Raw genomic sequence first — 24,245 nt, 5'->3', positions numbered from 1 at the left:
TCTACCAAAGAGCTACTATTTCTGAGATGCAGGCTTAGAACGGCTTCTAGATGGCGAAGGTTTGTTACCTGTAGGCTTATTACCTGCTGACTTGTTAGACGGTTTGCTCGAACCATTACTTCCACCGAAACCTGACTTTTTAGGTTTACCTGCACCACCTGGCTTGCCAGAACTATTCGTAGAAGGCTTATTACCGCGCTTATAGTTGCTGCCATTATTTCTTAAAGACTTATCATCACCAGCAGCTGCAGAGTTGCTGTCTGAAGCTTTGTTGCCTGAGTTAGGCTTACGCTTTGGAGCAGATCCATTACCTGCTACATGACGCTTGTTCTTACCTGCTGGCTTATGGCCGCGAGCATTCTCACCAGAACGTTGGCCATCCGAGTGTTCGCGTGTCTTTTTCGGTTTCTTAGGCTTAATCGGACGCGAATCCAAGCGAGATTCTGGTAACTTGTTTACGGGTGCAAAACCTTCAAGTTCACGACGCTCCAGTACTTGTTGAATAAGGCGTTCAATACCGAATAGCTCACCCACTTCATCAGCACAAACCAATGAAATTGCTTTACCCACTTCACCAGCACGGCCAGTACGACCAATACGGTGAACGTAATCTTCTGATACGTTTGGAAGGTCGAAGTTAACCACTTGAGGAAGTTGTGGGATATCAATACCACGAGCAGCGATATCGGTCGCTACGAGTACTCGTACCTTACCGGTTTTAAAGTTCTCTAAGGCTTTAGTACGCGCGCCTTGGCTCTTGTTACCATGGATAGGAGCAGAAGTGATGTCTTGTTCTTCAAGGAAACGAGCAAGCTTGTTTGCACCGTGTTTTGTTTTGCTGAACACCAACACTTGTCGCCAATCATTATCTTTGATCAGCTTAGCTAGCATTGGCGCTTTTTTCTTTTTATCTACTGGATAAATACTTTGTTCAACAGTGGGTGCTGTTGAGTTTGCAGGGCTTACCGAGATTTCAACTGGGTTATTTACTAAGCCTTTAGCCAAGCTACGAATATCATCAGAGAACGTTGCAGAGAACAGTAAGTTCTGACGCTTCTTCGGTAGGAAAGCCAAGATCTTACGGATGTCGCGGATGAAACCCATGTCTAACATGCGATCAGCTTCATCTAATACTAGAATCTCTAGCTGATCAAAACGCACTGCATTTTGGTTGTATAGGTCAAGTAGACGACCCGGTGTTGCCACCAACACATCACTGCCTTTACGAAGTTTTTGCATCTGAGGGTTAATTTTCACGCCACCAAACACGACCGTAGAAGTAAGCGGTAAGTTAATACCGTATTTAACTACGCTGCCATTCACTTGCGCAGCAAGTTCACGGGTCGGTGTTAGCACTAGTGCACGAACTTGGTTCTGACGTACGCGAGGGCCTTTTGATAACATTTCAAGAATAGGTAGCGTGAAGCCAGCAGTTTTACCTGTACCTGTTTGAGCAGCGGCCATTACATCTTTGCCCGTTAGGACAGCTGGTACGGCTTTCTCTTGGATTGGTGATGGCTTATCGTAACCTTGTGCTTCAATAGCTTTAAGGATCGGTTCAGAAAGGCCAAGGGAGGTAAAACTCATAGATTATTTTCTCAGTTGAATAACATTTAGTATGAGCAACGCGCAGAAAGAAGTCGTTGCTACAGCTTTCGCTCATCAATAGGATTGATAAAGAGCAAAGCGCGGTATTCTGAGGCTTTTCCCCACATTCAGCAACTAAATTCTAATAACAGATCCAATCCAACCTATAAAATTTGTCGTTTCTGTTCGTACATTTTTTCATCAGCTGCTTTGAGTAGTGCATCGACATCACTGTAGTTATTGCTATGAATTACCCAACCAACGCTAATTCGAAGATAAATCGAGTGCGTATCATAAACAACAGGTGTGCTACATATCGCTCTTCGAAGTTTAGCTACAATCGACGATACATGTTGATCATCAATAATACGTGGTAACAAAACTAAGAACTCATCACCACCGATTCTCGCAACGATATCTGAACCACGTAACTCGCTCTTAATGCGATTAGCACACTCAATAAGCACCTGATCGCCAGCCGCATGCCCAAAAGTATCATTGATCGCTTTAAAGCCATCAAGATCGATATTTACCACAGCAAAGGTTCTTGCTCTCTGCTTTTGGGTGACTTTGAACGCCTGCTTTAGGCTGTACATAAAGTATCGACGATTAGGTAGCATGGTGAGTTCATCATGCATAGAGCGACTATCTGCAATTCGGTACAGGCGATAAATAGTAAAGAAGGCAAACGCCAGCACTAACATTATGGTGTAACCCACCAACCTTACTGCTTGAATTCGATACCACTGCACATCCATCAACACATGCTCATTACCAGAGAGAGCAAGGTACCAACCACCGTATGGAAAGCTCACCTGTTCAGTCACAAAAGCATTATCAAATACGTCCTGAGAGCCATAAAAGACCGCGCCATCTTTACCCGAACTGTTTGCACCGCGAATCGCGAGTTTATACTTGTTTTCGAGTATCTCAATTCCGACATCTTCAAACAGCTCATCTAAACTAATAACGGCACTGGATACACCCCAATAGTCTTCGTTAAAAGGCGGGTCTCGAAAGATCGGAGTTCGCGTAATGATAGCTTGGCCACCTTGAAACAGCTCAAAAGGACCAGCAATAAAGGTGTTGCCAAGATTACGGGCTATCTCAACAGACTCCCATTGGTCTGGATAATCACGATAATTAATACCGAGAATCTGCTCATTGCCTTCCATAGGGTAAACAAAGTTTAGAATGTCGTCTTTGGCTAGCCCAATAAGACGAATATGGAAACCATCTTTAATAATACTTTCAGCAATCTTGTCCCAATTTTTCACCTCACCATCAGGGTTTATGGTCACTAAGGTCGAAAAATTATTGAGGATATACATATCTGACACGATCGCGGCTTCGATTCGAGAACGAATGATCGATAGCTGCTTTTTTGCCTCAGAGTAGGATTCATCTTTCAGGTAGGATAACTCTTTAGAGTGAAAAAACTCGATAGCACTCATTACCACTAAAAAAAACAGTAAAGATAATAATTTGGCAGGCCATTGCTTGCTAGAACCACTTGGCATTCAGACCCCCTAAACCTTTTTGTTCTTAAATTTGCTCATATCAGACTAACTCTTTAAGTATGCCGTTAAGCTATTTAAATACATACACTTAGCCTAGTGCTCATTTCATTATTGAGTCATTCATCACTTAAAGTCCATTAGACACATTGATTACTGAACCAAATATCGAATCAATCTTATTAAAGATTACAATGTATTGACCAAAACCTTACATTGAAAGATTCATGAGTGTTATTTTATGTTCACAATTAATCAGCTTGGTACTTTACGAACATGAAGCTAAAAACGCTAACTCTGTGCACATTGTTATCAATCTCAGTTGCGGTTGCGGTTCACGCACAAGCTACTTCAGATACGCTAACGGCTTTTGACACACAACAGACTGTTACTATACAAGAGCCTGTTAACATACAAGCAACAAGCGTACCAAGTATTCAATTACAAGCTGGTGTTCTCGACTCTCAAGAGCAATCTTTTAAACAATCCGCCGATCTGATTCGCACAACCTACGAAAGCCAACTTTACACTCTGCCTGCATTCAAAGAGGGTCACTATGGTTTGCGTATGTATCGACAAACATTAGACGACAAATATTCTGCCGCGGTATGGAGTGACATGGCACGTGTAGCAAGTAAGCTCAGCCGCTTGTCGAATGATGTTCACACCATGGAACAAATCGTACTGTACTCAGAAAAGCGTGTTGCTTCCTATGTTGGCGACAGCGATGAACGTAGTGTTCGACGCTACAACATCACCAAGCACATGCCAGAATATCTATATCTTGGTGTTGACCTTCTCGGCTCTATGGCGCGCGCCAATGAGTACGGTTTAGAACACAAGAACGATGCCAAACTGCGTGAAATCATTCGTCGTTATGACTTTTCACGATACGTGACCAATGAAGATATGGTGAAAGCGTGGGCAGCCCAACTCGCTAATCAAGTTTACTGGCTACGCCAATTGGGTGAACAAGATGTCGTTGATGAATTTGTCGATACCTTCAAAAAAGCCTACCCAGACGATAAAGACAAGAAGCTTTCAAGCCAGCAATACGGCAATAAAATCTATGGTATGACACATGTGATTTTTGGAGATTCTGAGTATTACCAGCACCAAGTAAGCGAGCAAGAACACCAATGGATCTACGATTACTTCAGAGAAAACATCGATACGATCCTGTTACGAGCTAAAGAGGATGTGATTGCTGAGGTTGGGTTGACTTTCTTATTAGCCGGTCTAGAGAGTGACCCGGTTGTAGAGAAAACTAGGCACGCAATCCAGGCATCTATCGATAAGACAAAAGGCATGATCCCTTCGGTCACCGGTGATTTTGATCTCAAATATGGAGAGCACCGCAACGTACTCGCGATCATGCTACTCGATTGGCAGCAAGTGAACGAAGCACCAACTTATGAAGGTAACCCTAAAGTGTTTACTAACATCCCTTACGGACTAGTTGAAAATCAACCGCTGAAGCACTAGCAGTAATACTTAAGTTGATTTTAGAACCCAAAAAGCCGCAAACCTCTCAAGGTCTGCGGCATTTTTAACTCTTACCACACCAACACTTGATTCAGGCTCAGGATACGGCTTTGTTCATCACTATCGTGAAATCCCCTTCAGCGTAACCTTCTATCAAGGAGACATCATCACAGAGTGTTTTACAGAATCGATATACGCCTTGAGGGTGATAACTCATCAAGGTATTGCGTGAAGGATATTGGCTTGAATTGAGCAGATTAAAAATCACCGTCTGATTCGCTAGTCCAAACATACGAGTAATCATGTTAGTCAGATAATCCGAGTCGCGAGAGATGTAATTCAATGAGCCACTGGCTATAACTACATCGTGTACCTCAAGGCTCATTTGGCTCATATCACCCGACAAAAACCGACAACGATCTTCTGTATAGCTCTGTTTCGCCTTCTTTAAAAAGCCTGCGTGTTGGTCAACGCCGGTGTAAGATTGAATGCGATAGATGCTGGCGAGCAACTCAAACAGCTCGCCATAGCCACAACCCAAATCTAAAATACTCTTCTTTTCAAAGTCAGCCGAACGAGCAATCACTTCAAAGCGACATAATTGGCTCTCTTCGCTGGTCCACCCTAAAGCTTTAGCCTTATTGCCATTCGCTCGGTTAGCCTGTTTGCGATGATAGCGATACACTTTCCAACGATCGAGCCAGTGCATTCAAACAAATCTCACTTCAATGAACATAAGTACGCCTCAATAAACTTAGACGTCGGAATTTGAAGAAAAGAGCCCACCGATTTTATAACCGATCGCATAGCAAACCACGGCGACAGTCACAAACACCAAAGCTGAGAAGACATAAGCCACCGATGCAGCGACGCCAGTGCCCCATACTACGCTAAACACCAAACCGAGATACGCTTCTTGCGGCCACTGATAGATAGGAAACTGAGTACCACCAGCAATAAGATAAACCATCGCAAACAAGCCAATGAAGGTAGCAATAAGACCGATGAGAACGCGCATGTTCATAGAGAGACCCTTGATAAATTTGAGCTTGGTTGCCGTATTCTTAGTCGGAACGGAATATTCTTATTCGGAGCCGAGTGTTCTTAATAGAAACCGGATTTTCTTAATTGAAGCCGAATGCTATTAATCGCAACCTAATGATATTCAAGTATATCGGATAAAACAGGCTTGCTCTATTACTCTTCCGAGTGAGCCTTATACACCGCATAGCAATAAAAGTGGTGGTTCAAAATCTGAATCAACTTAACGAGCAGGTACAAAAAAGCGGGCACCCTTCTCACGTTAAATCCGCAAGAAAGGTGCCCGCTTCAACTGAATTTAGGCGCTTTAACTGAATCTCGCTTAAAGCAGGATGAAGATACCCGCTAAACACGCACTCATTAGGTTTGCAAGCGTACCAGCAGCGACTGCTTTCAAGCCTAAGTTTGCCACTTCAGCACGACGCTCTGGTGCCATAACACCGATCGAACCTAGCTGAATAGCGATAGAGCCAATGTTAGCAAAGCCACATAGAGCAAACGTCACGATGACTTGGCTATGTTCAGATAACAGCGCTTTGTTCTCAACGAAATCGATGAAAGCAACAAACTCGTTCATTACGATCTTCTGACCAATGTAAGAACCCGCCATTAAGACTTCATCACTCGGGATACCAATCAGCCATGCTAAAGGCGAGAACAAGTAACCGAAGATAGCTTGCAGCGTAATACCCGCAAAACCGAACGTCTCACCTAAGCTTTCTAGGCCAGTGTTCACCATCGCAATTACACTCACGAATGCAATCAACATAGTACCGACAGCCACCGCGACTTTCATACCGTTCATCGCGCCGCTTGCCAGTGCATCGATCACGTTGCTTTGGTCAGCTTTATCGAGTTCGATATGGTCGTAGTCACTTGGTGTGCTGCGCTCAGGAACGATGATCTTCGCCATTAACAGACTACCCGGAGCTGCCATGAAACTTGCTGCGATAAGGTATTTAAGTTCAACACCTAAACCAGCATAACCACCAAGCACACTACCCGCTACCGACGCCATACCACCTGCCATTACAGCAAACAGTTCCGAACGAGTCATAGACTTTAAAAACGGACGAATAAGAAGAGGAGACTCACCCTGAGAAAGAAAGATATTACCTGTCGCTACCAAGGATTCAGCTTTACTGGTGCCCAGCAGTTTTTGCACCGCTCCGCCCAAGATTTGAATCACTTTTTGCATGATACCGAGGTAGTAAAGTGCCGAAATCAGAGCACTGAAGAAGATAATTATTGGAAGTACGCGTATCGCGAAAATGAAACCTTCAGTTGCAAGGTCGCCGAAAAGGAATGCGATACCAGCGTCTGCAAAACCAAGCAGGCTAGAAACGCCATTACTTAGGCTCGTTAGCGCCAATTGTCCCCATGGGAAATATAACACCAAAGCCGCGAAGCCGATTTGAAGTAATAGTGCACGAGAGACTGTTTTCCAGTTAATCGAAGAACGACTTTCAGATAGCAGGTACGCACAAGCAATCAGTGCAAGAACACCGACAAAACCAAATAGAATATTCATAATGTGTCCTAGTAATCCTTAAAGAGTGAACATGAGCCAAACGAATGACATCAAAGGAATAGGACAAAGAACCGCAAGCAAAACGCTACGCGATGAAGGAGCTAACAGGGTTAGCGAATGTAACAACGAGTTGTTCATGTAAAAATCACCTTATACAAGCAGTGGAACGTAGCTGGTCCGGTCCGTGGGGTCATTCACATATCCATGTGACGGCTTGTATTGGCTAAGCACCGGCTTAAAACCGGAAAAGAAGTATAAACAGTTAAGTGAGACTTTCATCACATTTTTCAACGCAAACGATCGCGCGGTCAAGGATTAAACAAAACGCAGTGTTTATCGTCATTTTCGTTCTTCAAAAACTGTAAACAATCTGTATAAGGTTGAATTTGGAATGTTAAGTCCTTAAGCGTATGAGCGTAACCTCTCGGTTAATTCTGTGTGATTATTACCACTTTTCTGTGTTCTCCCTCATTTACTATGACTTCAAGATTCATCTTAAGTTTAGATGCGTATATACTTTGTATTATCTCACCCATTCATTATCTATAAAACGAGAAGAGCTGATTAGATATAACAGCCATTGAGACTAAGAGAGGAAACACGTGAAGAAAATGGAAGCTCCGCACGACATGAACAATGGAGCTAGATTCAAAACAAATAGACACGGCTATGTGACAGTAGTTGAGTATTATAATACCTATACCGTTATTGTCGCGTTTGAAAACACCGGAAATATCCGCGCTATCAGTGCGGCGAAATTACGTACAGGTCAGTTAACCGATCGCTCTGTCGCACCTGAATCAATTATGATTGGTGAAAAGGTTGAATCCGTTAAGCATGGAATATTAACGATTACCCAAGTTGAATCTGAAAATATTGTGGTTCTGACCAATATCAATAATGAAGAAATTAGAATGTTATTGCCTGCCGTACAGAAAATGAAAGATAAAACCGAAGAAATAGATGGTGAAAATGTTACCTCGCCAAAACCGACTTCTCTTAGCCAACTAACTAAAAGAAATAAAAAGACCAAAGACGTTAATAGCATGCTTAAGAAAATGCTTACCGACTACGGTCGATACGATTAATTCTCTATTTTCTTCAACAGACCCTCTATATATATACATTCCAATAGACAAATACATTCCCCCCAACCTTTCTCAATAGATACGTTGCATATTCGTGTGAAAAGTTAAATTTGATCAAAGTCTCACTCTGGATTTTTACCACACACAAGAGAGACCTACGTCACAATCTCATTTTAGCTTTGTGATGGAGATCTTATTGAAATCTCAATATTTCCATTACTATGCTCCCACACAATAAGAGAACGCAGTTTCTCAACCCCTAAAATCCAATTGAGACAAATATTATGAAAAAGATTCTTGTAGTTTGCGGTAACGGCCTTGGTACTTCACTAATGATGGAAATGGCAGTGAAAGAAGTGGCTAAAAAAATCGGTTTCGAAGCGGAAGTTGATCACGAAGATCTGTCATCAGCTGCATCAAGCAACGCGGATATTTGGGTAGCAGCGACAGACGTTGCAAACCAACTGAAAGAAGGCGGAAAAGAGAACATAATCAGCCTTAAAAATATTTTTGACAAAGCATCAATCGAAGAACAACTAAAAACTTTCATGTAAGGTCAAAATTATGCAGAACTTTTTCGAATTCATGCTCGGCTTATTAAAAGAGCCAGCAATCATGGTAGGCTTAATTGCTTTCATTGGCCTTGTTGCACAGAAAGCTGATATTTCCACCATTCTAAAAGGCACAATTAAAACCGTAATGGGTTTCCTAATTTTAGGTTTTGGTGCTGGCGCTCTTGTTGGCGCACTAAATAACTTCTCATTTGTATTTACTGAAGCATTCGGCGTAAGTGGTGTTATTCCAAATAACGAAGCAATTGTTGCATTAGCACAAGAAGCATTCGGTTATGAAATGGCTCTAATTATGTTCTTCGCATTCGTTGTGAATATTTTATTGGCTCGTATTACTCCTTTAAAATATATTTTCTTAACGGGTCACCACACAATGTTCATGTCTATGCTAGTAGCGGTAATTCTGTCTACAGCAAACATTGAAGGCACAGTTCTAGTCGCAATCGGCTCTATCATTGTGGGTACATTAATGGTTGTGATGCCAGCGCTAGGCCAAAAGTACACTGAAAAAGTGATGGGTACTGATCAACTGGCTATTGGTCACTTCTCGACACTGTCTTACATCGTGTCTGGCTTCATTGGTAGCAAATTCGGTGACACATCAAAATCAACAGAAGACATCCAAGTTCCTAAAAGCTTAATGTTCCTGCGTGATACGCCAGTAGCCGTAGCAACAACAATGGCTATCTTCTTCATGCTTGCGTCTATTATTGCGGGCGGCGAGTTTGTAGAAACAGTATCAAGCGGTCAAAACTGGGTTGTATTTACCTTCATGCAATCTCTAATCTTTGCTGGTGGTGTTTACATCGTATTGCAAGGTGTGAAGATGCTAATTGCTGAAATCGTTCCTGCATTTAAAGGTATCTCTGACAAACTAGTACCAGGAGCAAAACCTGCTCTAGACTGCCCTATGGTATTCCCAGTAGCACCAAACGCGGTACTAATCGGTTTCCTTTGTTCTTTCGCGGCTGGCCTACTAGCAATGGCAGTTCAAGGTGCACTTGGTTGGACAATCATTGTAGCGGGTGTGGTTCCACACTTCTTCGTAGGTGGTGCGGCAGGTGTTTACGGTAACGCGACTGGCGGTCTACGTGGTGCAATTCTAGGTTCATTCACGCAAGGTCTGTGTATCTCTTCCCTACCAATGCTACTACTTCCAGTACTGGGTGGTCTTGGGCTTGAAGCAACAACATTTGCTGACTTCGACTTCGGTGTTGTTGGTCTGATTCTAGGATGGATTGTTTCATGAGCCTATTCGATTTAATCGGTAACCAAGGCGTTATCATCAACTCTGAAGAGAACCTAACGGTTGATGCTGCGATTGATTTAACCTGTTCAACACTGTTAGCAAGCAAGAAAATTGAAGCAAGCTATGTTGAAGCTATCAAGCAAAAGCACAAAGACATCGGCGCGTACTATGTTCTAGCACCAAAGATTGCGATGCCTCATGCTCGTCCTGAAGATGGTGTGAACGAAGCATCACTGCAGGTGACAGTATTCAAAAAGGGTGTTGATTTAGAGTCGGAAGACAACGGTGACGTTTACCTTTCAATCACTCTGGCAGCGATGGACTCAGATAGCCATATCCATACTATTATGGCGCTATCAGAGTTGTTCCAAAATGATGATGACATTGATGCCATTATCGCAGCGGAAACAGAGCAAGAGATCATCGAGATCTTAAAGCGATACTAGTTACGCTAAAAGCTGTTACTCCAGAGAAAAGCTATCAGACCGAGCCCTGCTCGGTCTTTTTTTTACACGTTTCAAATGACGATGCACCAGATGAACAAAGAGACACCCGCCAAAGAGTTTTTCAACTCAGTACTTACCAATTAAGAGCTTTTCAACTCAGAACTTACCAACTGCGAGCTTCTCACCTAAAAGCAGCTCAACTCAATAATCGACAGACAAGAGCCCCTGGCTCCCTTAATGCATCCACGTTATAGCTAAGTACACGTCCAGCAGACGGCGCATGATAACGACGACATTCGTTACCAAAAGCGTCGTATTGAATCGCCAAAAGATCATCTTGCTCTACGCTTTGTAAAAGCTCGACCTGAGGCAACACAAATCCACCAATATCAGCGCGGATAGACACCACATTATTGCCCTCTATCCAATCTATACTTGGCAGTGGCTTTTTGTCTCGTAAACCTTCAGCATCAAGCATCTCGTAGTAAGAAAGAATATTAAAAACACCATCTACGGCTCGTTGAATCATGTCAGGTTGAGTAAATTTCCCCATCCCGACTTCCACTGTAATGCTCGGAATTCCACTTCGATTCCAGACCGTTTCAAGAATACCCGGATCGCCGGGATCATTAAGAACACAATCGGGCTGCATTAACCTCGCCATCTCCAAACATTGCTCTACTCGGTAATCAGCAAACACATAAAGTGGATACACGGCACCACGAGTTTGGGTATGCAGATCAACAGCAAATGTCGCGTTGTGTTTGAGTAAGCGATCCCACAGAGATGCGACGAATCGCTCCGCGGCTAAGCCGTGTGCATCCCCCGGAAAGAGTCGATTAAGGTTGGCAGGGCAAGACCCCGGATCCGAAGAGATAAAATCGCGGCTGTGGTTAAGCAAGCCAGACAAATTCACAGTTGGTACAACTGTCACCGTGCCTTTTAATGTGTTGCCTACTAAATCTCGGATAATTTGCTGTGCAGCCAACACACCGTTTAGCTCATCACCATGAATCCCGGCAGTGATCAGCAACTTCGGGCCGTCTTGACTGCCTTTGAAAACAGAAACCGGCATGTTTTTAGGTTGCCCTAACCCATCACTGGTTACTTGAAACCAAAACTGATGCTCTCCAATCGGTAAGTCTTCAACATTTAAGGCGCCAATAACCTGCCTACCTTGTAAAACATCGCCTAAGTACTCTGTTTTCATCCAACGTCTCCATCTTGTTGAGCAAAATTTATTCTTTTCTAAGTTTTGGCATCATAGAGGATATCTTAATCAGTACAAACAGTTAATAAGATGAAGAAGCTCTAACCTCACCATAAGGTTCACCCATATCATTATCACCTCGCCCAAATAGAAACTTGAAAAAGTAACCGAATAAGGAAATACGAGTGGTATATCCATTCACAAACCACTCAATTTCCTGAAATAAAAGTGCAATAAAATCAACACTTAAAAAGTTCCCTATTCACGAAAATGTAATTTTACAGAAATGAAAGCTTAATTTAGCTGCTCTAGATTAGTTTCATATCGAAACGGAGAGCGCATTGCTCACGGATTTTAAAATACAAGGTAAGTGATTATGAAAAAGGCAGTTCTAGCTTCTGCAGTGGTAGCGGCACTAGTTTCAGGTTCATCGTTAGCAGCAACGGTTTACAGCTCTGATGGTACAGAACTTAAAATTGGCGGTCGTGCAGAATTCCGTGGTGATTTCATTGGTTCTGGTGGTGCTGAAGTTGAAGGTTCAATGAAAGATAAAACTCGTTTCCGTTTAAACCTTGGTGGTAAAACAGAACTTACAGATACTGCAACGGCATTCGGTTTCTACGAAGCAGAGCAAGACACAGGTTCTGATAAGTTTGAAAACCGTTACATGTACGCAGGTGTTGATTTTGACGGCCAAGCCGTTTCTGTCGGTCGCCAAGATATGGCTTCAGTTATCGTATCTGACTTTACAGATATCACTGAGTTTTCTGGTGTGCAGCAAGCATTCGGTGCAGCTTCTGATAAAGAAGATGGTGTATTTGCATACCGTGGCGGCTTTGATGCCCTGCAACTAGAAGCCACTTACCAAACCAACAGCAAAAAAGACTCTGACGGCTACGGCATTTCTGGTGTTTACTCACTGCCAATGGGCTTAGATCTTGGCCTAGCCTACTCAGGTGAAGACCTAGGGGAAAATAAAGGTAGCGCAGACCAAATCCTTGCCGGCCTAGCGTATTCTCTAGACAACCTGTACTTAGCTGCAACTTATTCAACAGGCGACCTAGATGATAAAGCGACAGGTACCGATGCTAAGTCATTCACTGCTATGGAATTTGCAGCGCAATACAAATTCACCAAGCAAGTATCTGCTGCAGTCGTATATACTTACCAAGAAGATGAAATCAACAGCGGAGCAAAAGTAGACGCTGTCGACGGTATTGAATTAGCTGGTTACTACAAACTAAACAGCAATTTCCGCACATACCTTTCTTACTACGTTAACGGTTTAGACGAAGTTAAAAATGCAAAAGGTATCGTGACAGCTGGTGAAGACACACTTCGCCTAGGTGTCCGCTACGATTTCTAATCTAAATCGACTTTAGATAGAGACTAGAAAGGTTGGGCGGTTGCTCAACCTTTTTTCATATTCAAATATTCTGACCAACTTCATCAATGCTTTTTCTGGTTAAGTGGTGCTAAATCCGTATCATAGGTGAACCACATCAAATAATTAGAAGCATCATGTCACAACACCATCCGATCCAAGGCGCTAGCTGGATGCTAACCGCAGGCCTAGCCTTTGCCGTTATTAATAGCCTAACTCAAGTCGCTAGCATTCATTTCGGACTTACTTCTACCACCGTTGCCGTCATTCAATACGCCATCGCGTTGTTCGCTATTCTTCCTTATCTGAAAACGCTGGGCATTCGCCGCGCGCTAAAAACCGACAACCTAAAGTTGCACGTATTCCGTGTCTTCTTGTCTGTTATTGGTATTCAACTTTGGATATGGGCATTGGCTTACCCAGTACCTATTTGGCAAGGCATTGCCCTTCTCATGACGTCGCCATTGTTTGCAACCATAGGCTCAGGACTTTTCCTCAAAGAGAAAGTTGGGGCAGCTCGCTGGGGCGCGACCTTAGCCGGCTTCGCTGGTGCTATGGTGATTCTAGAGCCGTGGGCAGAAGACTTTAACTGGGCAACACTGTTACCGGTTGGCGCGGCTTTCTTCTGGGCATGCTACTCACTCATGGTGAAAAAACTCTCTTCGCAAGACAGTCCTTCAACCATGGTGGTGTACTTGCTGCTATTAATCACACCATTTAACATCCTGCTTGCCGCGCCAGATTGGCAGACTCCAAGCGGCGGTACAATTTGGGCTATCTTGATTGTTATCGGTGTTATGACGGCACTCGCTCAATGGGCAATTGTAAAAGCCTATTCTGTTGCTGATGCTTCGTTTGTGCAACCTTTTGACCACGCGAAATTACCGTTAAATGTTCTAGCGGGTTGGATTGTATTTAGTTGGGTTCCACCGGGTCGTTTATGGCTAGGGGCTGCTATTATTATTGCGTCAGTTGCATTTATTACCCATTGGGAAACGAAAAAACCGGCGAAAATAAAGAAAGTTTAGGATCGATGAAATAAATAGTTCGACTGTCCGTTCTATATGGATAAGAGAATTCAAACGAGGCCGTAAGCATGAAGAAACCAGTCAAGATTACACTATACCGTTGGGCAGGCAGCTGGGGTCCATTTAAAGTTAACATCCCATGTGGAGAATGCACCCTTACCAAAGACATTCTTAAGGATACTTTTGAGAATGAGTTATCAGATGTCGATGTTGAACTGGAAGTGAAAGATTGGTTATCTCACTGGTGGGAGCCGCTAAAACTGGGTTCTTGGCATGCTCCTATTCTTGTTGTTGAAGGCAAGGTAGTCAGCCAAGGTGAAGCGCTTAATCGCGGTGTTTTGGTTCAATCTGTGATTAAAGAGTGGACTAAACGAGACAGCCTAAAAGGCAACATTGTTTACGGAAAAGCGACCTGCCCATTCTGCGTTAAGGCCAAGAAAATGCTTGATGAAGCGGGTGTTGAATACCAATACCACGATGTCGTAAAAGACAGCGCAGCTTTGTATCGTATGATTCCAGAGGTAAAAGCGCACATTGGTGAGAAAACACCAGTAACAGTTCCTCAGATTTGGCTTGATGGTAAATACATTGGTGGAGCTGACAACTTAGAAGCGTGGATGAAAGAGAACGGTTTAGATACCATCCCGAATAATGTTGTCGACCTATCCAACCAATCAACAGGCTGAATTCAGTAACAGTCATTAGTCAGAAGCTTTATCAGTGTTTTTTTGTGTCCATCCACAACAAAACGAGCGATGACCTTCATTAATCGCTAAAACGCAAAAGGCCTTAAACTGAACTAACCCCAATAGTTGGACACCAGTAAGTTTAAGGCCTTTTTAAAATCCGTTTTTGAAAATGCTTATTTCGCCATTTTCTTCATCATTCGCTTAATGAATGATGCTTTTCTTGGCTTTGGCTTGTCATACAATGCTTCGTGCATCATGTTTTTTGCTACCATTTGACCAAGGTATGCGTGGCCTAATTCGTAATTCATGCTTATCTCCGCACATAATCGATTTTCTTATGCGCGGATTCTACACTTAAAGCGCTCAAAAACAAGATCTAAATCACACTTTTAATGTAATCTCACCATTAAGTTACAATTAAAATTTTCATTTAAACATCCATAAAAAAAGCAGCTCAAGAGAGCTGCTTTAAAAATAGTTTTTTTAGAAACCTAATTGCTTAGAAATCAGCTAACATGAAGGAATAGCTTAGAAAACAAACAGTTAATAAAACTAGCTACGCTTTGGCTGTCTGTAAGTTTTACCTGCAATTTGGTATGTGTCTTTTTGCTTTAATTCGAACATAGTTTCAAAGAACCAAGCTGCAAATTTGATTAAGTCATCGCCTTCATTCATCACATGTTCGATGTACTCTTGCTCTTCGCCTTGTTCATTTTCTTGAAGCGTCACGTGGTAAATACGCTTTTCGCCTTCAACTTCAGCTAGCGCAAATTGACCTGTTAGTGATCCAGCAGCCTCAGCGACTTCTGTATCCTCATTGGATTTCAATAACTCAAGTGCTTGAGGCAGGCCATCTAGTGCGCAGATAGCTTTTACCAGTACTTCAAATTCATTTTGCTGCATGTTTATTACCTATTAAATGGACGCAGGTATTGTAGAAAACCATCCATACAAATACAACGTATTAACGACTGTATGCTGAACTATAGCGAGCTAGCTGTTTAACTGGTCTGTACTTCAGCTGCTTAACTGTATTCAACTTCGGTAGCTGTGGCTTTCTTATTCATTCTCGTTGAAGACCAAAGTACTGTAGCCATGCAAGCACCAATAATCAGATAAAACACGCCGAGCTGTAGGTGAGTCGTCACCCAACTCTCGACTAGATATCCACCAAGTAAACCCGCCAAACACATCTGAATTGAACCTGACAGTGCCGACACCGCGCCCGCTTTCTTCTTATGAGGTTCTAATAGCATACTGATCGATAGAGGGAAGGAGATACCTTGAGCGATAGCTAACCACGTAAATGCCCACACTAAGTTAAAGATGGATAACTCATGAGTAAGTAACCAAGTCCCTGAAGCTAAAATGATCAAAATCGCAAGACTCATCAATTGTGGTGTACTAAACCTACGATTGAGCAAGTTCAAAGCCACGCTACCAATCAGTAAGCCAGCCGAAGGGACTATCATCAACGATCCGTATTCAGCGGCTGTCAGCCCCAATTGCTCTTGCATTAAGAATGGAAACAGCGATAGCGACACCAAACTCGCCATGTAACTCATCCAATTATAACTGGCACTGGTCAACACTTGGCGATTCGTCAACAAACGGCCATAGTTCTTGACCACTTGACTGACTTCAAAGCGGCTCTTCCCGTATGGCAAAGTTTCATGAAGAACAAAATAGCCGAGAGTGAATATCGCCAGTAAATACACAAGAACAAACAGGAACACCGCCTGCCAACCGAGGTGGAATGAGATCCAACCACCAAACACGGGCGCAATAATCGGCATGATCGAAGCGGTGACCGAAATATAAGACAGTGCTTTGGTCAGTTGAAGGCCATCATAGCTGTCGCGCAGCACACTTCGCCCAAGAACCGAGGCACTACCCGCCCCTAGACCTTGCAACAAGCGACCAACCTCTAACGCCGTCATGTTGTCGGAAAAAACAACACAAACAACAGTACCAATCAAATAAACACCCTGACCTAACAAGAAGATAGGTCTTCTCCCCACGGCATCGGACATCGGCCCGTAAAATAGCTGAGACAAGCCAAAACCCACAAGAAACAGCGTAACGAGCAGCTGTACATCGACCTGAGTCACACTTAAGTCTGAAGCAATTAGCGGCAATGATGGTAAATAGATACTCACCCCTACCTGTCCTGTAGCTATGATCATCATGGCTAAGAGTAGCGGTGTTTTTTTAAAGGTCGATTGGCTCAAAAAATTCCCTATTCGTTTGTTATTTGTTCATCAGATGAGTTTACATTCAAAACCAATAATTGATAATTAGCTAAATTGGAATTTAATTAAGTCCCAACAGGAAATAGTATGGATTGGATTCTTAACGTAAAAAGTTATGTAAAAGTGGTGGAAGAAGGCAGCTTCAATGGCGCAGCGCGTAAACTCAATACCACCAGCTCAGCGATCAGCAAAAGAGTGAACTGGTTAGAAGAACGTATTGGCACTCAACTATTAAAGCGTACCACGCGCTCAATCAGCCAAACCGAAGCGGGGGCTCTCTTTTATCTGCGAGCCAAGGATCAGCTCGATAATTGGCAATCGATTATTGATGAAACCCGATCGGTTAACCAAACGCCTGCGGGCCTGCTAAAGATTGGCGCAACCATTGCTGTTGGTTCTAAGTTTCTCGTGCAATACATGGACGACTTCTTAGAAAAGTATCCAGACATTAAAGTACAGCTTATCACCACCACGCCAGGTCAATTACCTGAGCTTGGCTTGGACCTGGTGATCAGTCGTGAACTGGAACAACTCAACTCGTTAAGCTTCAAGAAAACACCACTATTTGAACACAAAGCCAGCTTTTATGCCGCTCCCAGTTACTTGGCTAAACATGGTTATCCCATCAACGAGCAAGACTTAGAACAGCACAACTCCTTAATATGGGGAGAGCGTCCTATTCGTGAAGTCACGCTAACTAAAGGACAACGCATCACTCTGAACGGTAACTTTGCGACCACCAACCCTGAGGCTTTGTTTCATGCCGCGAAGCGAGGAATGGGCGTACTGTTAACCATCAAAGCAATGATCAAAGAGGATCTTAAACAAGGGACACTGGTTCCAGTATTACCAAATATAACAGCCGACGAAGTGATGGTTTACGCGTACTACCCTAAGCTTGACTACTCGCATACACGAACCAAGCTATTTTTAGACCACCTAAAAGATAGGCTAGACAAAGAAAGAAATAGTCAAGTTTTGTGAAATATATCGCACTAAATTTGAAAAATCACACAACACGACCAATAATAAACTAGACGCATATCAAGATTATTAATACAAGTTGCATTGTTAATATTTAAGACAGTGCAGCTACAAGATCGTATACACAAGATCATACACATACAGCTTACACACGATTCTGGTTGGCTACGGATGGTGACTATGACTCAACATACACGCAATAGCATGATAGACACAGAGCGCATTGGGCGCTTACTCAAATTGGAAGGTATCGACCTTTTAGAGTCTGCCGTGCTTACTTTGCATCAAACCTTCGGTACTCAATACACAAGCATCATTGAGAAAAAGCACTTTCCCGATCAAATGGTTCCTTTGGTCATTGCCCATTCTGACCATGTACTGCATGACAAAATAAACGCACGCCATGGTCACATATACCAACAAGCCGTTAATCAAAAACACCCCGATTGCTCATTTGCTCAGTATATCGTTCAGTCACTCCCAACATCAGCATTTAGGCAAGAAATCACCTCACAAAACTCAATCGCTATCCCAGCACGCAGTCAAAGTGGCGAAGTCATGGGTGTGCTTTTCTCAACCTTTAGTTCGCCTATGAGTACAGATCAGCAACAAGACGTGATAAAACACCACCAGTTGTTCGCAGATATCATCATTCACACCTTGCGTGAAATGTGGTTCAACGACCGTTCTGAGCAACTGGTTAATCAACTCAGTTACGAAGTATCACACGATAGCCTAACTGGGCTATTAAACCGTAGCTGCTTATCAGACACCTTGGAATCGATCACTCAGCAGAGTGTCACTCCCTTCACGCTCGCTCTGCTCGACATCAATAGCTTCAAAGCCATTAATGATATGCACGGTAATTATATTGGCGATAAGGTGCTTCAGTTCGTTGCAGAGACCTTGCGCCGAACCTTGCCCGACAACAACCTGACGTTCCGGACGGCTGGCAATGAGTTCGCATTCATTACCTATCATTCAGACCCAATAGCGGTTTGCAAACAAATACTGGATAAGATAAAGCAAGGTTACACTAGTATTGATATCAAAATCGATTTCGACGTCAGCATCGGCATTGCCCGGTCAGATGGAGACAATAAAGACGTAGAGCAAATCATCTTCAACACCAGTTTGGCGCTAAAAGAGTGCCAGCATAGTCAAGATACTCATATTCAATGTTACGACACTCACCTAAGGGTTCGTTACCAAAGGAAAGCCGAGTTAATCGCCGCCTTACGAAGTGAGCTTGATAGCACCATATCAGACAGTCAGGCACCTAATGACAATGGAATGTACGTGGTTGTACAACCAATCGTTGATCACATTGATACACGATGGGATTACTTCGAGGTGTTAACTCGTTGGAAAACCACAAGACATGGCGACATCTCGCCAGTGGAGTTCATTCAGGTAGCGGAAGAATCGGGGTTGATTGTGGAACTGGGTGAACGGATCATCGAATTGGTATGCCGCGCTAAAACAACATTGGAGCGAGGCTTAGGCTACAAAGTTAAGCTTGGAATAAACTGCTCCGCTCACGAGCTTACCGATTCTAAGCGTTATATTTCCTATCTCACTCGAACGATTGAACAGCATCACTTTAAAGCAAACGAGTTTGTCATTGAGCTAACCGAAACCGTGCTGTTATCTCCAACTCAAGAAACAAAGTCAGCACTCGACTTTCTAAGGGGACAAGGGTTCACGATCGCTCTAGATGATTTCGGTACTGGTTACTCAAGCTTAAATTACATTCATAGCTACCCTATCGATTGTATTAAGATTGATGCCACCTTTATTCGAAACTTGCTGACAAACTCAACATCCGAAAGTGTTGTGTGGTTGATTGTTCAACTGGCACACAGACTCAATGTGTCATTGGTTGCGGAAGGCGTTGAGAAGCTTGAGCAATTAGAAAAGCTGCACGCAATGGGGTGTGACAAAATTCAAGGATACCTCTACTCTCCACCTATGCGACCAGAAGCTATCGTTAGCTACGTCACTCACTCAGAACCTCTATCCTAAACGCCGTTCACTACCTCAACCTAAAATCAAAAAGCCGCGAGCGTATCACTAAACATTAAAGTATTTAGTTCTGCACTCACGGCTTTAAAGGCTACATCATTACTCGCAACCATCTAGCTAACGGTTACCTTGACGACATATAGTCAGCTGCTAGCTATTATTCGATTGTTTTTCCAAAGCTTTCTTTAATAGCTTGTCGGCTTCATCTCTAGCGGCTACGAATGTCGCTTTTTCCTTTTTAGGTACGGAATCGGCCATAGGAATATTCGCTTTCATTGCATTGACAGGACGACCACGTTCGATCAATTCGTAATGTAAGTGCGCCCCCGTCACTCGGCCCGTTTTACCTGATAAGCCAATACGCTGACCACGAGATACCGTTTGTCCTTTACGAACGAGGATCTTACTCAAGTGTAGGTAGCGTGTTTTGTATGTGCTGCCATGCTGAATCACCACATAGTTACCAGCATATGGGTGCTTACGAGTCATGATCACTTTACCATCACCTGTTGCTTGAACGGGTGTGCCAATTGGCGTCGCGAAATCTGTGCCGTTATGCGGAGAGACTCGCCCAGTCACAGGGTGTAAGCGCTTAGGATTAAACTGAGAACTTTGACGCCAACCACGGCTCACAGGGTAACGTTGGAAAGCGCGTTGTAAGCTATCGCCATTGGCATCGTAATATTGTCCGTCAGTGTGTAAGTACGCTGAAACAACACGGTTACGGTTCATGATCTTGATCGCTTCGATTTCACGTTTCCCGGTTGCAACACCATCAACGAATTGCGCTTTTTGAAGCACTTCAAACTGATCACCCGCACGTAAGTCTCGGCTGAAATTCAGCTTATCTTTAAGAAGAGTCACAATATGGTCAATCTCAATACTGTTCAGGCCAACTTTGTTCGCTGACATCGAGAAACTGCCATGGATATCGCCCACTAAAGGCTTTTGCTTCCATTCACCCGGAATAGAAATGTCTTCGAATTCGTAGGTGCCGTCATCAAGCAGTCGATAAACCACTTTGTCCGCGACACTAAATTGAAGTTCCATTTTTGAAAGGTTGCCCGTCGCTTCGTCACGCCAAAAACGTAATGTATTACCCGGACGAAGCGTGTCTAACGCAAGGAAGTTCAAATCGGTTTCCATCACGCTCATCATCGAGTTATAAGAAAACCCAAGCTGAGTGAAGATGCTACTTAAGTTATCGCCTGATTGAATTTGATATTCAAACGTCGGTGGCTCAATAACGGTAGCAGAAGGAGGTGACAGAATTGACTCAATAACGGTTGAGTCTGGCAAATCAAGATCGATCGTTTTCGTCAGATTTGATTGTGAATATTGCAAAGCAACACTAATCGCTGCAATAAGTGGCAGTCCTAAAATTGCTGCTTTTTTTACAGGTGAAAGCTCAGCAAACGGAGAGGAAAATATTTTTGAATACACGGTAAACAGGTCTTTCTACGATATAAAAGCACAGGATATGCTTTTCAGGCGTATAAATCATCATTGCATTGTCATAATATGATGTGAATCTGCGCAATCTCGGCTAAGTCATTGAGTTACCGTTAATGAAATAGGCACAACTCAAAAATTTAATGAACGAACGATTTAGACATTAAAAAGCAGAAACATCTAGCTCCTGCTTTTTAATTAATTCATACTATTTCAATTAAGTCGTGCTATTTCAATTAAACGTTAACTGTCGATACCAAGCAATTATCTTCACCAAATTCATTCGGGATATAACGATCAGCATTCGCATCGTTCACCCATTGTTGATCATCAACTAAGTAGCGAAATTGAAACTCGCCATCTTTCGGAAGACGAGTTTTAAACTTGTAAACCTTCCCTTTCGCCAGTTTTTTCATTGGCGTCGCTTTCCAATCCAGAAAGTCAGCAACGATTGATACAGAATTAGCTTCTTGAGCTTCTAGCTCGAAAGTCACTTCAACTTCATCTTTCGTCTTAAAAAAACGTTTATTAATCATTCGCAAGCTCCATTTGTAAAGTAAGCAGACACAAAGCTAAGTGTGTCTAAATTTCATTCATCTACTTAAGATAATATGTAATTTAGCTCACATAAACAACAGTTCCTTGCTCTAACAAAAACGTCATTGCTCATCAATTGATTGCGTATTGAAAGAAAAACTCATTAACACCTTTTCAGATTGCAATTCTGGAAAAGATTGTTCCGCAGAATGTCGAGTAAAGCCGATAAAACCTTCCCCAGAGAGTTTGCTTTGTGAATCGAGCAGCTGAGTAATCTCTAAAGTTTGGATTCTCACCCGGTCACCAAGAAAGAATTGGTCAACTAACACGACGCGGCTTCGATGCTGGTCATGTTTAAACAGGCCAAGATAATAGAAAACGCCACTGCCTTGGTTAGATACCCACATAGGTGCAACAAAGAAACTCGCCTTGCCTAACGTGACACTTGAAAGGTTGTTGGTGTCTACGGTGACCACACCACGCTCAACACCGGAGTCATACCGCCCAAACGCGATTGATCTTGGTCCATCGACTTCATTAATAAAGGCGTACGCGTTGGTTTCAGGAACTTTGATTGTCCATGGGTTAGTCGTCTTCAAATCAAAAACGGTTTCAGCAACAGGGTCATAACTGACTTGAGAAGAAGGAAACTTCGCCAAGATCTCTTCGTCACTTAAGCTAAAGCGATAAATACCCGCCAGTATCACCACAACCAGCATGATAATAGGAATCAGTAAAATCAGAGGTATAGGTAAGATTTTCTTTTTCATGAGCAATTATATTCTTTTGTTTTCATCCAGTTGTGCAGACCATAAAGGGCTTTAGTATAATTATCAATACAGGGTTAACCAGAAGTGGAGCATGGATGGATATCAATCATATTAAAGAGAAGAATATCAGAAGTTGCGAATGCCGCTGTGGAGCCGTCAATTTAGTCTGCAGAGGCGAGCCTCAACGCACCTCCGTATGCCATTGTTATGAATGTCAGAAGCGCACCGGAAGTGTGTTCGGGGTTCAGGCTCGATTTCCCATAGAACAAGTGACACTCAACGGAGAGGTCACCTCCTTTTCACGTATCAGTGACACGGGCAATGAAGTCACCTACCAGTTTTGCCCTAAATGTGGCACTACCATGCTATTGCAGTCGGTTGCCGCCGCCGATTTTTATGTCGTCCCGCTCGGACTATTTAAAGAGCAAGACTTTCCGCTACCAAGCTTTTCAGTCTACGAAGAACGCAAACACGGATGGGTCAAATTTGACCACCAGATGAGTCACTACAACTAGCCTGTTACTGACCATTTTCTCTATAAAGCAACAGTATTGGAACAAACTGCAAGACTGTTGCCTAAGATCAAATATCAACGTTCTACAACGCTAGCGTATCTTTTCGCTAGCGTTATAATCTGCTCCTCTTTTTAACCCAGGGTGAACCACATGATTTCTAAACTACCTCGCTGGGTTGAATACGGCGCCTTACTGTTAGCGGGCCTTGCTGGCAGCGTTAATGCTATTGGTTTACTCGGCTTCCAACATCAAGCTATCTCCCATATTTCAGGCACCATGTCTTTACTTGGCAGCAGCCTGCTCACGCCGACTTCAACTTCTATGCACCTCCTGCTAATCATTATGAGCTTTATGCTAGGTGCCGCGTTCAGCGGATTCTTTATCGAAAATCAAGCATTGAAGTTAGGACGCCGTTACGGTGTTGCGCTATGTATTGAGGGTGGATTGCTGTTCTTGGCGCTTTGGGCACTGTTACAAGGCTACACTTCAGGCCAGTATTTCGCTTCAGCCGCGTGTGGGTTGCAGAACGCAATGATCACCACCTATAGCGGGGCGATCATTCGCACCACACACATGAGCGGGATCATCACAGACCTTGGGATCATGATTGGCGCACGCTTAAAGGGGATGCCTTTTGACCGCCGTAAAGCCAAACTTCTTATGTTCATCGTTGTTGGCTTTCTGTTTGGTGGTTTAAGTGGTGCTTGCCTGTTCCAGCGCTTTGAAATTTTGGCACTGGCTTTCCCTGCCTCTTTCGCGTTCATTGTCGCGTTTAGCTACTGGCTCTACCTAACTTATCGAACTGAAGCCTCAGTAAATTTATAAACGCCTAGGGCGTGTTGATCTTTCGTGAGTGTTTTTTGAACAGCATGGTAAAGAGTTA

Annotated in this window: 24 protein-coding genes; 12 read left to right on the top strand and 12 right to left on the bottom strand. The window is 43.2% G+C overall.

Annotation, left to right across the window (positions count from 1 at the left end):
- Positions 1-15 precede the first annotated feature (15 nt).
- Together AB6C75_RS10395 and AB6C75_RS10390 are read right to left on the bottom strand one after the other, a co-directional pair.
- Positions 16-1,587 (bottom strand): DEAD/DEAH box helicase, encoded by a 1,572-nt coding sequence (locus AB6C75_RS10395; protein ID WP_012600290.1) that lies wholly within the window; start codon positions 1,585-1,587, stop codon positions 16-18.
- A gap of 164 nt (positions 1,588-1,751) precedes the next feature.
- Positions 1,752-3,107, bottom strand: coding sequence for a diguanylate cyclase (locus tag AB6C75_RS10390; RefSeq protein WP_372107717.1), 1,356 nt, complete (start codon positions 3,105-3,107; stop codon positions 1,752-1,754).
- Positions 3,108-3,380: 273 nt separating this feature from the next.
- On the opposite strand from AB6C75_RS10390, the gene AB6C75_RS10385 reads away from it, so the two are divergent.
- Positions 3,381-4,589, top strand: a complete 1,209-nt coding sequence (locus tag AB6C75_RS10385) for a DUF3541 domain-containing protein (protein WP_372107716.1) — start codon at positions 3,381-3,383, stop codon at positions 4,587-4,589.
- Between the two features lie 97 nt (positions 4,590-4,686).
- Here the strand turns inward: AB6C75_RS10385 and AB6C75_RS10380 are convergent, their stop codons facing one another.
- The 3 genes from AB6C75_RS10380 to AB6C75_RS10370 form a co-directional block, all read right to left on the bottom strand.
- Positions 4,687-5,298, bottom strand: coding sequence for a class I SAM-dependent methyltransferase (locus AB6C75_RS10380; RefSeq protein ID WP_372107715.1), 612 nt, complete (start codon positions 5,296-5,298; stop codon positions 4,687-4,689).
- A 45-nt stretch (positions 5,299-5,343) separates the two neighbouring features.
- Positions 5,344-5,613: a hypothetical protein gene (locus AB6C75_RS10375; RefSeq protein WP_065678146.1), complete on the bottom strand. Its 270-nt coding sequence runs from the start codon at positions 5,611-5,613 to the stop codon at positions 5,344-5,346.
- A gap of 339 nt (positions 5,614-5,952) precedes the next feature.
- Positions 5,953-7,161 (bottom strand): NupC/NupG family nucleoside CNT transporter, encoded by a 1,209-nt coding sequence (locus tag AB6C75_RS10370; RefSeq protein WP_009845705.1) that lies wholly within the window; start codon positions 7,159-7,161, stop codon positions 5,953-5,955.
- 611 nt (positions 7,162-7,772) lie between these two features.
- Between AB6C75_RS10370 and AB6C75_RS10365 the strand changes: the two genes are divergently transcribed.
- From AB6C75_RS10365 to AB6C75_RS10350, 4 genes are all read left to right on the top strand, one after another.
- Positions 7,773-8,249 carry a hypothetical protein gene (locus AB6C75_RS10365; protein WP_009845706.1) on the top strand — a complete coding sequence of 159 codons (477 nt, stop codon included), beginning with the start codon at positions 7,773-7,775 and terminating at the stop codon, positions 8,247-8,249.
- Between the two features lie 284 nt (positions 8,250-8,533).
- Positions 8,534-8,803: a PTS sugar transporter subunit IIB gene (locus AB6C75_RS10360; protein ID WP_009845707.1), complete on the top strand. Its 270-nt coding sequence runs from the start codon at positions 8,534-8,536 to the stop codon at positions 8,801-8,803.
- Between the two features lie 10 nt (positions 8,804-8,813).
- Positions 8,814-10,070: a PTS ascorbate transporter subunit IIC gene (locus tag AB6C75_RS10355; RefSeq protein WP_372107714.1), complete on the top strand. Its 1,257-nt coding sequence runs from the start codon at positions 8,814-8,816 to the stop codon at positions 10,068-10,070.
- Entirely contained in the window at positions 10,067-10,516 is a 450-nt protein-coding gene (locus AB6C75_RS10350) for a PTS sugar transporter subunit IIA (RefSeq protein ID WP_009845709.1), read from the top strand. Before AB6C75_RS10355 ends, AB6C75_RS10350 begins: the two co-directional genes overlap by 4 nt.
- A gap of 196 nt (positions 10,517-10,712) precedes the next feature.
- On the opposite strand, the gene AB6C75_RS10345 is transcribed toward AB6C75_RS10350, so the two are convergent.
- Positions 10,713-11,726, bottom strand: coding sequence for a succinylglutamate desuccinylase/aspartoacylase family protein (locus tag AB6C75_RS10345; RefSeq protein WP_135383670.1), 1,014 nt, complete (start codon positions 11,724-11,726; stop codon positions 10,713-10,715).
- A 376-nt stretch (positions 11,727-12,102) separates the two neighbouring features.
- Between AB6C75_RS10345 and AB6C75_RS10340 the strand changes: the two genes are divergently transcribed.
- From AB6C75_RS10340 to AB6C75_RS10330, 3 genes are all read left to right on the top strand, one after another.
- Entirely contained in the window at positions 12,103-13,092 is a 990-nt protein-coding gene (locus tag AB6C75_RS10340; protein ID WP_029225491.1) for a porin, read from the top strand.
- 155 nt (positions 13,093-13,247) lie between these two features.
- Positions 13,248-14,138, top strand: coding sequence for a DMT family transporter (locus AB6C75_RS10335; protein ID WP_017097059.1), 891 nt, complete (start codon positions 13,248-13,250; stop codon positions 14,136-14,138).
- Positions 14,139-14,206: 68 nt separating this feature from the next.
- On the top strand, positions 14,207-14,824 hold the full coding sequence (locus AB6C75_RS10330) for a glutaredoxin domain-containing protein (protein WP_012600280.1): 618 nt from the start codon (positions 14,207-14,209) through the stop codon (positions 14,822-14,824).
- 176 nt (positions 14,825-15,000) lie between these two features.
- Here the strand turns inward: AB6C75_RS10330 and AB6C75_RS10325 are convergent, their stop codons facing one another.
- The 3 genes from AB6C75_RS10325 to AB6C75_RS10315 all read right to left on the bottom strand — a co-directional run bounded on the left by AB6C75_RS10325 (position 15,001) and on the right by AB6C75_RS10315 (position 17,058).
- Positions 15,001-15,135 (bottom strand): hypothetical protein, encoded by a 135-nt coding sequence (locus AB6C75_RS10325; RefSeq protein WP_372107713.1) that lies wholly within the window; start codon positions 15,133-15,135, stop codon positions 15,001-15,003.
- A gap of 244 nt (positions 15,136-15,379) precedes the next feature.
- Positions 15,380-15,730 (bottom strand): hypothetical protein, encoded by a 351-nt coding sequence (locus AB6C75_RS10320; protein WP_004731829.1) that lies wholly within the window; start codon positions 15,728-15,730, stop codon positions 15,380-15,382.
- Between the two features lie 122 nt (positions 15,731-15,852).
- The gene (locus AB6C75_RS10315; protein WP_012600277.1) at positions 15,853-17,058 is read right to left on the bottom strand and encodes a multidrug effflux MFS transporter; all 1,206 of its coding nucleotides are present in this window, start codon (positions 17,056-17,058) and stop codon (positions 15,853-15,855) included.
- A gap of 108 nt (positions 17,059-17,166) precedes the next feature.
- Between AB6C75_RS10315 and AB6C75_RS10310 the strand changes: the two genes are divergently transcribed.
- Together AB6C75_RS10310 and AB6C75_RS10305 are read left to right on the top strand one after the other, a co-directional pair.
- Positions 17,167-18,063 (top strand): LysR family transcriptional regulator, encoded by an 897-nt coding sequence (locus tag AB6C75_RS10310; protein WP_017100810.1) that lies wholly within the window; start codon positions 17,167-17,169, stop codon positions 18,061-18,063.
- A 180-nt stretch (positions 18,064-18,243) separates the two neighbouring features.
- Positions 18,244-20,088 (top strand): putative bifunctional diguanylate cyclase/phosphodiesterase, encoded by a 1,845-nt coding sequence (locus tag AB6C75_RS10305; RefSeq protein ID WP_372107712.1) that lies wholly within the window; start codon positions 18,244-18,246, stop codon positions 20,086-20,088.
- Positions 20,089-20,238: 150 nt separating this feature from the next.
- On the opposite strand, the gene AB6C75_RS10300 is transcribed toward AB6C75_RS10305, so the two are convergent.
- From AB6C75_RS10300 to AB6C75_RS10290, 3 genes are all read right to left on the bottom strand, one after another.
- Complete coding sequence (locus AB6C75_RS10300; RefSeq protein WP_372107711.1) at positions 20,239-21,531, bottom strand: peptidoglycan DD-metalloendopeptidase family protein; 1,293 nt, start codon at positions 21,529-21,531, stop codon at positions 20,239-20,241.
- A gap of 245 nt (positions 21,532-21,776) precedes the next feature.
- Positions 21,777-22,076, bottom strand: a complete 300-nt coding sequence (locus AB6C75_RS10295; protein ID WP_012600273.1) for an isoamylase early set domain-containing protein — start codon at positions 22,074-22,076, stop codon at positions 21,777-21,779.
- A gap of 123 nt (positions 22,077-22,199) precedes the next feature.
- Positions 22,200-22,847 (bottom strand): hypothetical protein, encoded by a 648-nt coding sequence (locus AB6C75_RS10290; protein ID WP_372107710.1) that lies wholly within the window; start codon positions 22,845-22,847, stop codon positions 22,200-22,202.
- A gap of 32 nt (positions 22,848-22,879) precedes the next feature.
- On the opposite strand from AB6C75_RS10290, the gene AB6C75_RS10285 reads away from it, so the two are divergent.
- Both AB6C75_RS10285 and AB6C75_RS10280 read left to right on the top strand, forming a co-directional pair.
- Entirely contained in the window at positions 22,880-23,362 is a 483-nt protein-coding gene (locus AB6C75_RS10285) for a GFA family protein (RefSeq protein ID WP_170962705.1), read from the top strand.
- Positions 23,363-23,512: 150 nt separating this feature from the next.
- On the top strand, positions 23,513-24,187 hold the full coding sequence (locus AB6C75_RS10280) for a YoaK family protein (protein WP_009845723.1): 675 nt from the start codon (positions 23,513-23,515) through the stop codon (positions 24,185-24,187).
- Positions 24,188-24,245: the final 58 nt, after the last annotated feature.

Source organism: Vibrio sp. 10N.237.312.B06 (assembly GCF_041464685.1).
Classification (GTDB): Bacteria; Pseudomonadota; Gammaproteobacteria; order Enterobacterales; family Vibrionaceae; genus Vibrio; species Vibrio tasmaniensis_A.
Note: the sequence above shows the minus strand (reverse complement) of the source record. Positions and strands in the feature narration are given on the sequence as shown.